This window comes from Gillisia sp. Hel1_33_143 (assembly GCF_900104765.1).
Classification (GTDB): Bacteria; Bacteroidota; Bacteroidia; order Flavobacteriales; family Flavobacteriaceae; genus Gillisia.
Window position 1 is genome coordinate 3,412,480 of the sequence record NZ_LT629737.1, and the last position, 16,457, is coordinate 3,428,936.

Sequence of the window (16,457 nt, forward strand, 5' to 3'; positions counted from 1 at the left end):
TTATCTCACTATAACCCTTAAAATAAGTTCTTCCTTATTGGTATATAATTTAAGCACATAAACCGCGCTTTGTAAATAGCTAAGGTTCATCTTATATTGCACCGTTCCTTCCTCAAATAAGGTGGTGGTAATATATTTTCCCTGCATATCATAAACCTCAACTTTCTCCAATACGATACCCGCAGGCAGATAATAAGAAAAAGGCCCATCTGTTGGGTTAGGATATATAAAAATGTAACCTGGCCCTGTAGGCGTAACTGGCGGCTCCTGGCAATTTCCAAGTACGGTAACTGTAGCTGTGGCACTAGCAGAATTACTGCTACCATCATGCGCTCTTAAGATCACACTATTTTCACCAAGATCGCTACATGTAAAATCTGTTTTATCCAAGAACAGCCTTATATCTCCACAATTATCTATAGAACCATTATCAAGCATTTCTGGGGTGATGCTGGCAGTACCATTAGCCTCTAGGGTAATGCTTATATCTTTAGTTCTTACCACAGGTGGAAGAAGATCTTCTACCACAACTTCTACCCTACAATTACCACCGGTGTTACCATCGCTATAATACAGAGTAACCGTATTACTGCCTTTATCTGCACACGTAAAAGAGGTTTTATCTACACTAAACTGATAATTTCCTGCCGTACCGGTATATAGATCTTCAGAAGAAAGTTGAGCTTCTCCATTTTCATCTAATTGAAGTATAAAAGATTCTTTACACGTAAAATCTATAGCATTTTCCTCATAAGGCAATACATTTACGGTTGTGTCACAGAAACCTGAATTTCCCGAAGCATCTGTTACTGTTAATCTTACTGTGTTTGTCCCCAGATCTTCTACAGAAAAATCTGACTTAGAAAGTGTTCTTAAAATACTACCACAGGCATCAAAAGTAGTATCATCCAGATCTTGAGGAGACAAACTAGCAGTTCCCCCAGCGTTTAACCTTAAGTTTATAGTCCCCACACAATTTACTACCGGCGGAGTAGTATCTACCACATCTATATTAAAAGAGCAGCTGGTTTGCCCGCTATCTCCTGTGGCGGTTAAAGTGATTTCTGTACCTGAGCTTATTAAAGAACCCGGAAGTGGAGATTGTGTAATAGCAGCGTCAAAATTAGCCTGTGCCTGTTGCGTATAATCTGGTAATTGAAATTGACAATTAATATCTAAATTTGCGGTTTGATCTTCTAAGCATGTAATTTGTAGATCTGGGTTTTCGGTAACTATATTTACGCTAAACGTACAGTCTGTTGAATTCCCGTAATTATCTACCACCGTTAATATAATTTCTGTAGTCTCATAGATCACGGTACCAACATCGGGTTGCTGTTTTAATTCTTGGATAAAGCAGTTATCATCATAAACAGCATTCAATATATAATTTGGCAATTGAAAACCTTCTCCCTGCTGCACCATTTCTGTTTGATCTGCAGGGCATTCTATGGTAGGAAATATAGCATCTGTGGTTATCAATTTTACTTCGCAAGTGTCTTCCTGATCTTCAAATTTAGCAGTGATGGTTAATGTTAGATTTCCGTTCACTTCAAATCCTGCAGTAATATTTTGAGTTACCGTTGCGCCTTCTATATTAGTATTTATTGTAGAAGCGATATCCGGAATTGCATAACTGCAGTTTTCATCTACTTGAAAAAACTGATCTCCCGGGCAGTTAAGAATTTGAAGTTCAGATTCTTTAAAGAATTTGATTTTAAAACTACAACCAGATTGGTTGTTATTCTCATCTGTAACGCTAAAGTTCACCGTAGTATTATCTGTAATAATTGTTCCCGGAGCAGGCGACTGTACAATTTCAAAATTTGAAGAACAATTATCTGAGATAGTGAGTTGTTCTCTATAATCTTCTAGTCTGAAAGATTTACTATCTGTATATGGTATTAGTTTATCTTCTAGACATTTTACATCTGCAGGAATTTGATCTTGTAATGTAACCGGAAATTCGCATTTGCCAATGTACTCACCACCCTGTCCATCATATACCTCTATTTGAACATTTAATGTATTATCTGTTCTGCTAGAAGTCTGAATAAAAAAAGCCTCTTCAATAAAATATTTTGGATTCGTGATCTTGTTTGAATAATCTGGTTCATCATAATCACAATTCTCATCTAGCGGAAGTATGGTAACCACATTTGGATCTGGGCATTCAAATGTTGGATCAAGTTTTTCCTCAATTACTATTTGAACTATGCAAGGATTAGATTCATTATTAAATTCATCCTTCGCAACTAATGTGATTGTTACTGATTCAGAAATTTGAGTTCCCGCAACAATACTTTGAGTTATGACTGGATTTGAATCGCAATTATCTCTTGCTGTTAATTGCGAAACAAAATCTGGAACTGAGTAGGTTTCTCCATTTTCAAGTGCTACATAAATATCTTGAAGACTACATAAAGTAAATTGCGGAGGAGTAACATCAATAAGGTCAACGATTAAATTACACTCTCCAACCAAATTTCCTTCTTCTCCATCAAAAATTTCAATATTTACGATTAACGTATTCCCGTTTCTGGTTTCTGTTTGATTGAAATAAGGATCCTTCTCAAAATTTTGAAAATTTGTGATTCTACTAAAATACTCTGGAACCTCAAAATTACAGTTTTCATCAAATTCCAAAATTATATTGTCATTCGAATCTGGGCAAGTGAAAGATGGGTTGACTACTTCATCATCTATAACCACGCTAAACGTGCAACTTTCTGAAACATTCAAGGCATCATCTATAGCGTAAATAGTAACTTCTTCTGTAGAACTAATGGAAGTGCCTTGAGGAGGATCTTGAACGAATTCCAAATTATTATCACAATTATCTTCAAAATCAACCAAACTTGTATAGTCTAATAACTCAAAACTTCCATTAGTAAGTGTACCTATTTGATCTTGTGGACAATCGATTCTATTTACCGGATTAGTATTATCCCAAGCAATTTCGAAATTATTAGATTCCATATTATTTGAGCAATCTGCATTTACCGAAACATTTGATGGAATATTAATTTTTGCTGATTCACACTCCTCAGAAATAGTCAGATTTGCTGTAAAAGTATCTGGCAATCTGTTGTAAAATTCTAGCTCGAAATCAAAATTAAGATCGGGAATTGGACCAAAAATTTTTCCATCAAATATAGCGTTATTGATTATTAAGCTTCCACAAGGATCTAAGCCTAAATCTATTGGTAAATCAACTTCTTTTATTATTCTAGCTATAAAATTTCTATTTGAATTATAAACTTTAATGCTAAAATCTTCTTTCTTTATTCCATCTCGTATAATAGGAAAAACATCTAATAAATCCTCTGGATTATCTTTCGAATCAAATATTTCTGTAATACTTAAATCATTTCCTAAATCCGCAATATATATAAATCCATATTCATCTATAACTATACTTCCTGGTGAACCCAAATTATCTGATACTCCTTCAATTTTATCGAGATATTTAAGATTTGCATCAAATATGATAACTCTCCCATTAGTTCCTCCGGAATCACTTATATAAATATTCTTTTGTTTATCTACCGCAACTCGATATGGATTAAATATTTCTTGTCCAGAATCCCTAATTAAACGTGCATAAGTTCCATCCTTGTAATATATTTTTATAGAATATCTATCAAAAGAACTTGTATCCGAGCCAGAATACGAATCTGCAACATACAAATTATCCTCATCGTCAAAAGTTAAGCCTACAGGTCCATAGAAATTATTTTTACTATTTCCCGCATTACCATTACCAATATTTTCATTAGACAAATAAACGCCTGCTGGGGAAAAAACTTTAATTTGCCTAGCTTGACCATTATCTGCAACAAAAATTTTACCTTCTTTATTAATGGCTAAATCCAAAGGACTCTCTAAATTATTTCCATTTATAAATTGTGATTTTATACCATTCAAATCATATTTAATAATTCCATTACCAAAAGTCAAAACAAATATTTCTCCTATATCATTTGTAGCAACTGAAATAACTAATCTATTCGTTTTCGCTTCAATGTTAAAAATATCTGCAATACCTACTTTAAAGTTATCAATATCAATTTTTTTATACCAATTAAATCCAGGGGTTTGAATAATAAAATCTGATAAACTGCCGTTTACAAGAGAAATATCACTTTGTTCGAAAAAATTTATTGGTTGATCAAATTTTATTTCAATAGGTATAGGGTTCTGACGGGTTGGATCGGAGGCTGTAGAACTTATTGTTACTCCATTCTGCCCCAACATTCCTTCAGAAAAAAACAGCATAGAAAAGAAGAACATAACGAAAACCACTACCCTATTTACAAAACGAGCGTTCTGTATGTTGCCTGTAGGTAAGCTGTGGTTAAAATAATCTTTCATTGCGTTATGTAGGGTGATGCAAATATAGTACCCAATCTCTAAAATTAAGATCTTAAGCTGTTAACATTTAAATACAAAGAGGCTGTATAAAAGTTATTCATAAGGCTTCCCGGCTCTTTTCATAGTACATGAAATGAACCTCAAATTCCCCAAAACTACCCTTTATACAGCCTCTTTTAGAAACTGAAATTCTAATTCTTTATGCTTCGGTGTTCTCTCTGTTCTTTACAACAAGTCTAAACCCTTCTCCGTGAATGTTCAAGATCTCTACATTCTCGTCTACCTTTAAATATTTACGCAATTTTGCTATGTAAACATCCATACTTCTAGACGTAAAGTAATTATCATCTCTCCAGATCTTGGTTAATGCAAGTTCTCTTGGCATTAGATCATTTTCATGAAGTGCCAGTAAACGCAGTAACTCATTCTCTTTTGGAGAAAGTTTTATTGGTTCTTGCTGATTGTAAGTTAAAAATCTCAACTTAGAATTTAAATGAAATCCACCAATCTGGAATTCAAATTGTTTGCTGTCTGCAACGCTATCTGTAGCTTTACGCTGCATAATAGCCTTTATTTTCATCAACAAAACTTCACTATCAAAAGGCTTGTTCAGATAATCATCTGCCCCAACTTTGTATCCTTTTAATACATCTTCTTTCATTGCCTTTGCGGTAAGAAAGATAATTGGCACATCTTCGTTCTTATCGCGAATTTCTTTTGCTAATGTAAATCCATCTTTATAAGGCATCATTACATCTAGTATGCAAAGATCAAAATCGTCTTTTTTAAACTTTTCAAAACCTTCCATACCATTCTTAGCATGAGTAACTTCATAGTCATTCATTGCTAGATAATCTTTTAAGACTGTTCCAAAATTCGGATCGTCTTCAACTAGTAAAATTTTCTTGTTTTCAGTTTCCATATCTATGTTATTAACGGTATTTTTATTATAAATGTGCTTCCTCTTCCCTTTTCGCTCTCCACATGAATTGTTGCGTGGTGATCTTCCAGGATTCTTTTTACGTAGGCAAGACCCAGTCCGTGCCCTTTAACGTTATGTATATCTCCCGTATGCTCACGGTAGAATTTTTCAAATATTTTTTTCTGAACAGATTTAGACATTCCCGCCCCCTGATCTCTAATCTTCATCACAATATTATTTCTAACATTCTCTGTATAGATATCTATTTTTGGAGCTTCATCAGAATATTTTATAGCATTGTCTAGAATGTTCACCACTACATTGGTTAGGTGATCTTCATTAGCCAGCACAGAAGATTTCAGCGCACCAAAATGAGTTCTTATATAGCCATTTCTATCTTCTACAATAAGTTCTACATGGGTAATAGAATCTGTAACCACCTCATGTAAATGCAATCTTTCTTTCTTAAGGTCTAGTTCGTTCTTCTCTAATTTAGAGATCTGTAATACGTTCTCTACCTGTGCATGCATCCTCTTGTTCTCATCGCGAATCATCTGTAGATACCGGGCTACCTTTTCCTGATCGTTTATGATCTTCGGATTTTTAATAGCATCTAAAGCCAGATTAATAGTAGCAATAGGAGTTTTGAACTCATGCGTCATATTATTAATAAAATCTGTCTTGATCTGAGAGATCTGTCGCTGTTTTATCAATTGAGATAAGGCACTAGAATATGCAATTACGATTATAAGCGTGAAAATAATAGAAAGTACTGCCATTAAAGTAACAGAAGACAATACTACTTTTTTCTTGCCGGTAAAATTAACCAGTAACTGATAATTACTCTCTCCGGCATTGCTTACAAATAAAGGCACACTATAGGTAGCAGGTTCATCAATATCAAAATTATCTGTATGAACTTTGGTTGCCAGCGAATTATTATAAACCCCAAATTCAAATTCTGAATTTAGATTATAGTTCTTCAATTCATTTCTTATTAAATCTTCTATTCTGCTTTTAGAAAGTCTTTTGTGAATAGGAATTCTAGAGGTAAATTCTGAGATATAAGATCTTAAAAGATCTTTTTCCACATCTCGCATTCTCATCATTCTATTTAATCGCTCTTCTGAAGTTGCCTGATCTGGCTTTACATTCTCATCATTAAAGATATCTTCAACCCTTCTGTTTATCAGTTTAGATACCTGCGCACTATCCTGAGCATAGGCAAGAAAATCTGAAGAGACCTTATTATCTTCTTCTATACTACCACCGGGAAGAACACCATCTGTATCTTCATTAGCAGCATCATCGGTTTTAAAATAGCCATTTATAAGATCTTCATCCAATGCACTAGAAGTACTGTCTTTGTCTGCAAATTCAAACCAGAAGTTTTCAATCTCCTGATTTTGAAGCTTTTTAGAAACGCTAATTAGAATTTGCTTGGCGTTATATGAAAATTGTTCTTCCTTATCTTCTACGGTTCTTTTAATCCAGTAACCCTGCACGAATATAATCCCGATAAGGGATAAACTCATGAGCACAATCAAAAGCAGGAATAACTTTTTATTCATGCCTCAAAAGTAAGATTTTAACATTTAGAGCATTATCGGTTTAACCAAATGTTAACAAAACAAGTTTTACTTTTTTATAGGATTTAAGAAAATTTCATGCAGATTCTTCACTTGAGATTCTGTATTATCCAGATCTATGTTTAAGATCTCATAATTTGCCAATTCTTGTTTCTGCTCATCGCTCCATTGATGCTGCATTCTAGCCTCAATTTCAGATAGCGAACTTTGGTCGCGTTTCTGCACTCTTTCTAGTCGGGATTTTTTTGGAGCAGTGACCAGTAGCACCAGATCACATTTTTTATAGCCTCCGGCTTCAAATAAGATTGCCGCTTCATAAATAACATATGGAAATTTCTGAAGGCTTAGCCATTCTGAAAAATCTTTAGCTACTGCGGGGTGTACGATCTGGTTAAGTTGCTCTAATTTTTCGGCATCATTAAAAACCTCTGCCGCTATCAGCTTTCTATTTAAAGAGCCCTCTATATATGCATCTTTTCCAAATAGATGGATCACCGCCTTCTTCACATCTTCTGAGGTGGCCATAAGTCTCTTGCCAGCATCATCTGCAATATAAACCGGAACTCCCAGGTCTTTAAAAAAATTCGCGACGGTAGTTTTTCCACTTCCTATGCCTCCGGTAAGTCCAACTATCTTCATCGCTTTATTACAAATTGAATTTTCTTTTCGTTTAGCCTTACGTTATTTACCTGAGGTGGTTGCTCTGTAAGCTGCACCAGAAGATAACCATCACTGTTTACGGCATTTTTGAAATCTGCCATTACCCTAAAATCTTCTTTCTTAACGCTATTAAATTTCTTTAAACTTACCTGATAGATCACGGTTACCTCTTTTGGAAAGATAACTACATTCATTCCCTCCGGCACATTTACAAGATCTATAGAAACCTGTACTTTGCCTTCTGTAAATTTATCGGTACGTAACGTATAATCTATTTTAGTTTGGTAGAAGGTAAGACGCTCCAACTTGGCAGTGTCTAGATTTACCGTTCCACTTATATCATTATTGATATTTTCTAAACGCAGCTCCTTGGTCTGTACTTCAGATAATGTGTCTAATATTCCTTTAGGCCCACTAACCATAATAGAATCTGGTTGAAATTCTACATCGTCTAGCGCAGAATAGCCCACCGCAAAATCTAATTCTAAATTAGAGCGAATAGGAACTTTTTTCACTTCTCTTTGCTGGTAGCTTATGTTTAGGGTCTTTTTTAGGAACTCTGCCTTATCATATTCTAAATTAAGCTGAGATAATAGTGCAGATTTTTGTTCTTCCAGGTTATAGATCAGTTTCCCATTCTCCATCTTACTATCGCTCACATCTAGATACAACACCTTTGGAAATAATCTATTAAAGGCAATATGCAAGCCGTTCTCTTTAACTCTAAGATCTAATTTGGAAGGATTCTCTGGAGAGAGGATCTTATCTTTAGGTACGTTGATATAAGATATAGGTAACTCTACCGCTTCTGTGTATTCTTTGGAGAATTGCACGAATATCCAAACCATTGTAGAAAAGCCTAAAAAGAAAAGGAAGGTTTTAAAAGGCCCTCTTTTTATTAAAGGTTTACGTATTTTCACTTTATTTTGCATTCTTAAAAAATAGCTTAGGAAAAGCTTTTTGAGGCTCCATTTTTAAAAAATTCAATTTCCAAATAGCTTTTAGAAATCCTGTTCCGTACCCAAAAAACTGAATAAAGGTAGCTTTTATTGCTGCCACTCCAATATATAAACTTTTATTTTTAATTCCTGCATCTACTCCTATTATTATAAAATATAGCAAATAGCACAGTATAAAAAATGGAACTCCTAAGAGCAAGAACAGTAAAGATATCAATAAGCCTATCATAAATAAAGATGGGAACCAGAAGGTGATCTTTGTAGAAGAAGGATGCCAGATATTAAGAATAGGGCGCACCATTCCAAACTTATTTACCTGTACATAGAATTTATCCCAGTCTATTCTCCGTTTATGAAACACAATAGCATCAGGAATTAATACACTCTCAAAACCTAAATCTAGTAATCTTAAAGAAAGATCTGGATCTTCTCCCGGATGAATTAACCCAAAACCTCCAGTAGCTTCAAATGCTTCCTTAGAAAGACCCATATTAAAACTTCTGGGCTGAAACTTTCCAACAGATTTTTTACCTCCACGAATACCACCAGTGGTTATGAAAGATGTCATGGCGTAATTAATTGCTTTTTGCAATTTGGTAAAACTCTCATGAGCTCCATCGGGACCTCCAAAACAGGCTACAAAATGAGAAGACAAATAAGAATCTACTTCTTGCAAATAATTTGCAGGCAGAATAACATCAGAATCTAAGATGATATAATAATTGCCTTTTGCCTGCATCATTCCAAAATTTCTGGAATCTCCAGGACCGGTATTTTGCTTGTAGTGGTAGTTAATTTGAAGTAGTTGCTCAAACTCCTTAACTACCGCTTCAGAAGATATCGTAGAACCATCTTCTATGATCACCACCTCAAAAGGTGCAGAAAATTCTAATACTGCCATGCTTTGCAACAACTCCCTAATTTCTTCTGGCCTATTATATACAGGTATTATAAAAGAATAGTGAATTTGCATAGTGCTGTTAGATTATGATTTTAATTAGGTGAAGCTATGGAATGTGAAACCCCGATATCTCGGGGCTTCTAATAGTATCAATAAAATAGATGTAGCTCTATTCTTCTTCTTTCATAAATGTTTCCATCACCCCTTGGCTAACTCCCATATTAGAGAATCCACCATCGTTATATAAATTTTGAAGGGTTACTCTTTTTGTAAGATCCGAGAAAAGAGAAATGGTATAATCTGCACAATCCATAGCAGTTGCATTTCCTAAAGGAGACATCTTATCTGCATAAGCTATAAATCCATCAAATCCTTTTACTCCCTGCCCTGCAGTTGTTGGTGTTGGAGATTGAGAAATAGTATTTACTCTTACTTTTTTATCTTTTCCGAAGAAATAACCAAAACTACGAGCTATAGATTCTAAATATGCCTTATTATCTGCCATATCATTATAATCTGGAAAAACTCTTTGTGCAGCCATATAGGTTAATGCAACAATACTTCCCCACTCATTCATGGCATCTTGCTTATAAAGCACTTGCATGGTTTTATGAAAAGACACAGCAGAAACATCCCAACCTTTTTGAGTATAATCATAATTCATATCTGTATAGTGATTCCCTTTTCTCACGTTTACAGACATTCCAATAGAATGCAATACAAAATCTATCTTGCCTCCCAAGATCTCCTGAGCTTTGGTAACAAGGTTTTCCAAGTCTTCTACTTTAGTAGCATCTGCAGGAATGATTTCAGAATTGGTTTTTTCTGCTAATTGCTTAATGCTTCCCATTCTCATTGCAATTGGCGCATTGGTTAGTACAAAAGTTCCACCTTCTTCATGAACGCGTTCTGCAGTTTTCCAGGCAATAGAATTCTCATCTAGAGCTCCAAATATAATTCCTCTTTTTCCTTTTAGTAGATTGTATGACATGTGTAAATGATTTTTTAGTATTGTATTAAGCGGGTAAAGATAACAAACTAGATTTAATTAAGCAGCGATTTTGCATGCGCCATAGCCGATTCACTAAGGGTGTTACCACCCAGCATCATTGCTAGTTCTTTTATTCTTTCTCCTGTTTCTAATTCTCTGATCTTTGTAACCGTAGAATCTTTAATATCTTCTTTAAATATTTTGAAATGCTTGCTTCCCTTCCCTGCAATTTGCGGCAGGTGAGTAATTGCCAGCACCTGCATACTGCTTCCCATACTCTGCAGAATATCTCCCATCTTTTGAGCAATATCTCCGGAAACACCTGTATCTATTTCATCAAAGATAATGGTAGGTAATTTGCTTTGTGTAGCAAGAATGCTTTTTACAGCCAGCATAATTCTAGATAATTCTCCTCCGGATGCAGCCTTTTTAAGCTCGTTGAAATCTCCCCCTTTATTGGCAGACAAATACCATAATAATTGATCTTGACCATTATTAAAATATTCCTCTTTAAAATTGAGCTCTATCTTTAATCTGGCGTTTGGCATTCCAAGATCTGTTAAGATCTTTTCTACCTTGGCTATAAAGCCTGGAATTGCCTTTGCTCTTTTATCATGAATCTCTTTTGCTATCTTGGTTAAAGCTACCTTAGCATTGGTTATTTCTAAAATTACCTTTTCCAGATCTGCTTCTGCATTTTCTGTAAGATCTACTTTTTCGCGCAAACTTGCAGCAATATCTAGAAGCTCCTGTATAGTTTCTGCAGTATGCTTCTTTTGCAAATTATAGATCACCTGCAATTTGGCGTTTACTTCTTCCAGCTCTTTGGGGTTTGCTTCTACTCTGTCTAAAGAAGTTTCCAGATCCTGCGCAACATCATCTAATTCTATGATAACGCTTTCTACCCGTTCTTTAAGCGAGGTATAATTAGAAGAAAGTCCGGCAATTTTACTTAGGCTATTTCTCACCTCCTTTAAACTGCTTAAACTTCCTATCTCTTCTTGCTGAATGTAATTTACGGCAGCCCCTAAATGTTCTGTGAGCGTTTCTACATTGCTCAACTCTTCAAAGCGTTCTTCCAACTCCTCCTGCATTCCATTTTTTAACCTAGCTTCTTCAAGCTCGTTTAATAGAAATACATTATAGTCATGCTCTTTTAAAGCTTGCGCCTGAGACTCTTTTAATTCTGATAAATGCTGCTGAAGTTTTTTGTAAGATCTTAATGCAGCAGTATATTCCTGCAACAGATCTTTATTTTTAGACAAGGTATCTAAAACCTGAAATTGGTATTGATTCTCACCTAAGCTTAAGGTTTGATGTTGCCCGTGAATGTCTATTAGAAAATCTCCAAGCTTACTTAAAACAGGAAGCGTAACCGGAGTATCGTTTATAAAAGCTCTAGACTTACCTGAAGCTAATATTTCTCTTCGAATAATTGTTTGTGTTTCATAGTCCAGATCTTCCTTTTTAAAAAAGGACTGTAGTTTATAATTAGAAATTTCGAACACGCCTTCTATTACGCATTTATTTTCTGCATTTCTAATTCCGCTATAATCTGCACGCTTACCAAGTAATAAACCAAGAGCACCTAACATAATAGATTTCCCGGCTCCTGTTTCTCCGGTAATAATAGTAAAACCCTGCTGAAGATTGATCTTGATATCTTCAATCAAGGCATAATTTTTAATTGATAATGAGGTCAACAAGATGTATGAATTTTAAGGATAAAGATACGTGAGATTTTATTCTCTATCAAAAGGAAAGTGCTAGAATTGGATGTTTCTCCAATTTTCAGCATACATAGGCGCTATTCTATTAAGATCTCTAATAAGATCTGATAATGGAACTTCTGGCCCTCCAGAAAAGATCTGCTCGATCTCCTGTGCTTTCGCATCAAAGAATACACGCATTAATAAAGAATTTGGCCAGCTCTCATTCATTTTCTTTAAATTCTGAATGGATCCTGAAATAGCTTTCTTACCTGCTACCGGATCTTTATGCATAACATCTAGCCCCAATCTATGATATTTGTAGATAGCTGTTCTATAATCTAAATAAGCTCCGGAAAGTAGATCTGCATTAAGTCTGTATCTAGATCTGGTTCCATCAGAACCTTTCCACCCTGCAGAATTACCTTGTTGGGCGGTAGTTACAATTCTATTTGCTTCCTGAAAATACGGAGTTCCGCTTTCCTGCTCAAAAGAATCTGCATCCAGGCCTAAAATGGTATAAATATAATAGGACATAACAGAAACCAGATTGGAAGTGTATGAATTCTGACTGTAGTTTAAAGGTTCAAATTCCTGATAAGTAAAGTTGAATTGCTCATCATTAAAATTAAAAACCGGAGTTATAAAGGTAGATCCAAAGACCGGTCTGGAAGATTGCACCTGTATGGTTCCTGAAAATGTTTGATTCTCAAAATTGGTGATGTTAATAAAGAAACTACAACTTATACGTTCTTCGTTTCTTAATCCATTCTCTGTCCATGAATTTTGATTCACGAATTCTGAAAGAGATCTTTGCAATGTTTTAAACACCGATAAGTTTGCCTGCCCTGTTTGTTCGGCATTAACTATAACCTCTGCATTTAATTCCTGAGCTCTTACAGAGATCAGGCTCAAAAAGAAAACAATAACTAGAACGATCTTATTCATGCATCAATGAAATTACTTCTTTTAAAATATCTTTGGCAACTTCTGTCTTAGACTTAAGTTCAAAAGTTTTAATCGCTTCTTTAGAAACTATAGTTATTTTGTTGGTATCAGACTTAAAGCCGGCACCTTTATCATTTAAAGAATTGAGTACTATAAAATCTAGATTTTTACGTTCTAATTTCCCTTTTGCATGTTCCAGCTCATTATTGGTCTCTAATGCAAACCCAATTAATTTCTGATGGGTTTTCTGCTTTCCTAAGGTAGCTAAAATATCTATGGTTGGTTCTAGCTCTATCTGCAAAGAAGTGTCTTTCTTCTTCATCTTTTGAGCCGCAACAGTCTTGGGTCTATAATCTGCAACCGCAGCTGCAGCTATAAGAATGTCAGCATTTTCAAAATTGCTGTTCATAGCCTCAAACATTTGTTGTGCTGTGGTAACTCTAATAATGGTAAGCTCTTTAGCTTCTAGGGCTAAACTTGTAGGACCCGAAACAAGAATAACTTCAGCTCCCAATGCCAAAGCCTGTTTTGCTATCTCATATCCCATTTTTCCACTAGAGTGATTGCCAATAAATCTTACAGGATCTATAGCCTCGTAGGTGGGACCGGCACTTATTAAGATCTTTTTACCTCTAAGAGGAAGATCAATACTTAATCTATTCTCTATAAAGGCAACTATATTTTCTGGTTCTGCCATTCTACCTTCCCCTTTTAAGCCACTGGCAAGTTCTCCAGATTCTGCAGGGATAAGAATATTGCCGTAAGATTGTAAGGTATCTAGACTTTTCTTAGTTGCAGGATGCTGATACATATCCAGATCCATAGCAGGAGCAAAATACACCGGACATTTTGCAGAAAGATAGGTTGCAAGCAATAGGTTATTGCTTGTACCACCTGCCATCTTAGCCATAGTGTTGGCTGTGGCAGGGGCTATAAGCATAAAATCGGCCCAAAGGCCGAGTTCTACGTGATTGTTCCATACGGCATTCTCATCATCTTCTGTAAAAGAAGAGACCACTTCATTCTTAGAAAGTGTAGAAAGCGTAAGAGGAGTAATAAAATCCTTTGCAGCGGGAGTCATAATAACCTTAACCTCTGCACCAGACTTTACAAATAATCGTACTAAAGAAGCCGTTTTATACGCTGCAATACCTGCGGTAATTCCAAGCAGTATTTTTTTGCCCTCTAGCACCCCCATGTATTATACTTCTTCAGAAGTTTCTGTAGTATCTCTGTAATAGATCTTGTCTTCTAGCCACTCCTGTACTGCTAAAGAATGTGGCTTAGGTAATTTTTCGTAGAACTTAGAAACCTCTATTTGCTCTTTGTTCTCAAAAACCTCATCTAGACTGTCATTATAAGTAGCGAACTCATCTAATTTTTCTAAAAGCTCTTTTTTGATCTCAGAGTTAATCTGAGTTGCTCTTTTAGAAATGATCGCAATAGCCTCATAGATATTGTTTGTAGGGGCATCTACCAAATTCTTGTCGATAGTGGTAGTGTTTATTGGCGCATTACTTTTCTTTAAATCCATCATGGGTAAATAATTAAAAATTTTGTAGTCTTGATTCTAAATCCTGATTTGAAACCTGTATCTGCTCGTAATACTCGCTTCCCTCAGGGTAATATTTATTATACGACTTGTAATAACCACCTGCCGTTTCTAATCTCTCTTTCATTAAGTATTGATAACTATTGATCGCCAACTCATAAGCAGAATCAAATCTATAGTAATACGCAGCTTCTTTAAAAGGAGAGCCTGGATAATCTGTAATAAAATTATTAAAAGCTACTATAGAAGACTTATAATTGGTGGTATGGTGATATTGCTTAGCGATCTCAAAAGCTTTCTTTTCAAGCTTTACTCTTAAATCTGCTACCAATGTATTTGCTTCTGCTATATAGGCTCCTTCCGGATGCATATCTATGTATTTTTGAAGCTCTTCTACTGCTTTAACTGTTTCTGTTTGATCTAGGTCATATCTTGGAGATAGAAAATAATAACTTTTAGCACTCTTAAAAGCTGCTTCGTCTATTTTTTCACTGTTAGGATACGATTGTGTAAAACGCTCGAACTGATATCCTGCATTATAATTATCATCTAATTCATAATACGTATCTGCATAGATAAAAGTTACTTTCTCTCCCTGAGGTTTCCCTCTATATTGAGGCACAATTTGATCTAGTAATCTTAAAGATTTTCTAAACTTAGCTTTACTATTTTCCGCTTTGCCTTCGTTATAAAGCTTTTCGGCTAAAGTGTATTTTGCACCAACGTCTTCATTTTTCAATACTTTTTGGTACTCACCACAAGATACCAACATTAAAAACACACTTAGTAATAATAAACCTTTTTTCATCTTTTGTAAAAACATCTTGCAAAAGTACTCTTTTCTATGAGATTATAAAAACTTTAGTGAGCCTCGTGCATTTCATTAATAAATCTGTTATTTAAAGTTAGAAACAAAGTCTCCAATTTCTTTCTTTAAGTTCTCTGAAGCTGCAACTAGTGGGAGCCTCACAGTATCTTCCGTCCAGTTTTTAACCTGCAATAAAGCTTTGATCCCGGCAGGATTTCCCTCGGCAAAGATCATATCTATAGACGGTGCTATTTTATAATGTAATTCGTACGCTTCTTTTACCTTATTTTCTAATCCCAGATTCACCATTTTAGAGAATTCTGAAGGTAATCCTTGGCCTATTACAGAGATCACACCATGACCTCCTGCCAATACCATTGGCAACGTGATCATATCATCTCCAGAGATCACTAGAAAGTCTTTAGGTACTGCTGCGATCAATTTCATAGCCTGAACAATATCTCCGGCAGCTTCTTTTACTCCAATAATATTCTTAAAGTCTGTAGCCAGACGTTTTATAGTTGTAGGCAACATATTTGAAGCCGTTCTACCAGGAACATTATACAAGATTATTGGCTTTGTAGCTACAGCTGCTAAAGCTTTATAATGCTGATAAATCCCTTCTTGAGTAGGCTTGTTATAAAAGGGAGAAACAGATAAGATGGCATCAAAACTGGTAAGATCTGTATCCTGAAATTCTTTAACTAAACCTGCAGTATCATTACCTCCAATACCCAATACTAAAGGTAGCTGCCCGTTATTAGCAGTAATTATAGTATTCTTAACAAGTTCTTTTTCTCCTTTAGTAAGAGTAGCACTCTCTCCTGTAGTTCCCAGAACTACTATATAATCTATACCATTATCAATTTGCCGTTTAACCAATGAAGCTAATCCTTCTACATCTACAGATAGATCTGTTTTAAAAGGAGTAATAATAGCAACCCCTGTTCCTTTAAATTTATTATTCATCAACAATTAATTTTAAGCTGTTATAAAAATATAGATATCGGTTCAATTAAACTCATAACGTTCTAAGCCTGCAAA

Annotated in this window: 13 protein-coding genes; all 13 read right to left on the reverse strand. The window is 35.1% G+C overall.

Going from position 1 to position 16,457, the window contains the following annotated elements; genetic code table 11:
• Window positions 1–4,374 carry an HYR domain-containing protein gene (locus tag BLT84_RS15755; protein WP_091267791.1) on the reverse strand — a complete coding sequence of 1,458 codons (4,374 nt, stop codon included), beginning with the start codon at window positions 4,372–4,374 and terminating at the stop codon, window positions 1–3.
• A gap of 199 nt (window positions 4,375–4,573) precedes the next feature.
• Complete coding sequence (locus tag BLT84_RS15760) at window positions 4,574–5,296, reverse strand: response regulator transcription factor (RefSeq protein ID WP_034887916.1); 723 nt, start codon at window positions 5,294–5,296, stop codon at window positions 4,574–4,576.
• A 2-nt stretch (window positions 5,297–5,298) separates the two neighbouring features.
• Entirely contained in the window at window positions 5,299–6,867 is a 1,569-nt protein-coding gene (locus tag BLT84_RS15765; RefSeq protein ID WP_091267796.1) for a sensor histidine kinase, read from the reverse strand.
• Window positions 6,868–6,933: 66 nt separating this feature from the next.
• The gene (coaE, locus tag BLT84_RS15770; protein WP_091267798.1) at window positions 6,934–7,524 is read right to left on the reverse strand and encodes a dephospho-CoA kinase; all 591 of its coding nucleotides are present in this window, start codon (window positions 7,522–7,524) and stop codon (window positions 6,934–6,936) included.
• Window positions 7,521–8,465: a CdaR family protein gene (locus BLT84_RS15775; protein ID WP_231929382.1), complete on the reverse strand. Its 945-nt coding sequence runs from the start codon at window positions 8,463–8,465 to the stop codon at window positions 7,521–7,523. The genes coaE and BLT84_RS15775 overlap by 4 nt, the downstream gene beginning before the upstream one ends.
• Before the next feature lies 1 nt (window position 8,466).
• On the reverse strand, window positions 8,467–9,477 hold the full coding sequence (locus BLT84_RS15780; protein WP_091267804.1) for a glycosyltransferase: 1,011 nt from the start codon (window positions 9,475–9,477) through the stop codon (window positions 8,467–8,469).
• 97 nt (window positions 9,478–9,574) lie between these two features.
• On the reverse strand, window positions 9,575–10,396 hold the full coding sequence (locus BLT84_RS15785) for an enoyl-ACP reductase (RefSeq protein ID WP_034887906.1): 822 nt from the start codon (window positions 10,394–10,396) through the stop codon (window positions 9,575–9,577).
• A gap of 53 nt (window positions 10,397–10,449) precedes the next feature.
• On the reverse strand, window positions 10,450–12,102 hold the full coding sequence (gene recN, locus BLT84_RS15790) for a DNA repair protein RecN (protein ID WP_091267807.1): 1,653 nt from the start codon (window positions 12,100–12,102) through the stop codon (window positions 10,450–10,452).
• A 60-nt stretch (window positions 12,103–12,162) separates the two neighbouring features.
• Window positions 12,163–13,053 carry a DUF4835 family protein gene (locus BLT84_RS15795; RefSeq protein WP_034887903.1) on the reverse strand — a complete coding sequence of 297 codons (891 nt, stop codon included), beginning with the start codon at window positions 13,051–13,053 and terminating at the stop codon, window positions 12,163–12,165.
• Complete coding sequence (gene coaBC, locus BLT84_RS15800; protein ID WP_091267811.1) at window positions 13,046–14,251, reverse strand: bifunctional phosphopantothenoylcysteine decarboxylase/phosphopantothenate--cysteine ligase CoaBC; 1,206 nt, start codon at window positions 14,249–14,251, stop codon at window positions 13,046–13,048. The genes BLT84_RS15795 and coaBC overlap by 8 nt, the downstream gene beginning before the upstream one ends.
• 3 nt (window positions 14,252–14,254) lie before the next feature.
• Window positions 14,255–14,587 carry a DNA-directed RNA polymerase subunit omega gene (locus BLT84_RS15805; protein WP_034887900.1) on the reverse strand — a complete coding sequence of 111 codons (333 nt, stop codon included), beginning with the start codon at window positions 14,585–14,587 and terminating at the stop codon, window positions 14,255–14,257.
• Window positions 14,588–14,600: 13 nt separating this feature from the next.
• The gene (locus BLT84_RS15810) at window positions 14,601–15,413 is read right to left on the reverse strand and encodes an outer membrane protein assembly factor BamD (protein WP_231556151.1); all 813 of its coding nucleotides are present in this window, start codon (window positions 15,411–15,413) and stop codon (window positions 14,601–14,603) included.
• Between the two features lie 87 nt (window positions 15,414–15,500).
• Window positions 15,501–16,382, reverse strand: coding sequence for a 4-hydroxy-tetrahydrodipicolinate synthase (dapA, locus tag BLT84_RS15815; protein WP_091267813.1), 882 nt, complete (start codon window positions 16,380–16,382; stop codon window positions 15,501–15,503).
• Window positions 16,383–16,457 lie beyond the last annotated feature (75 nt).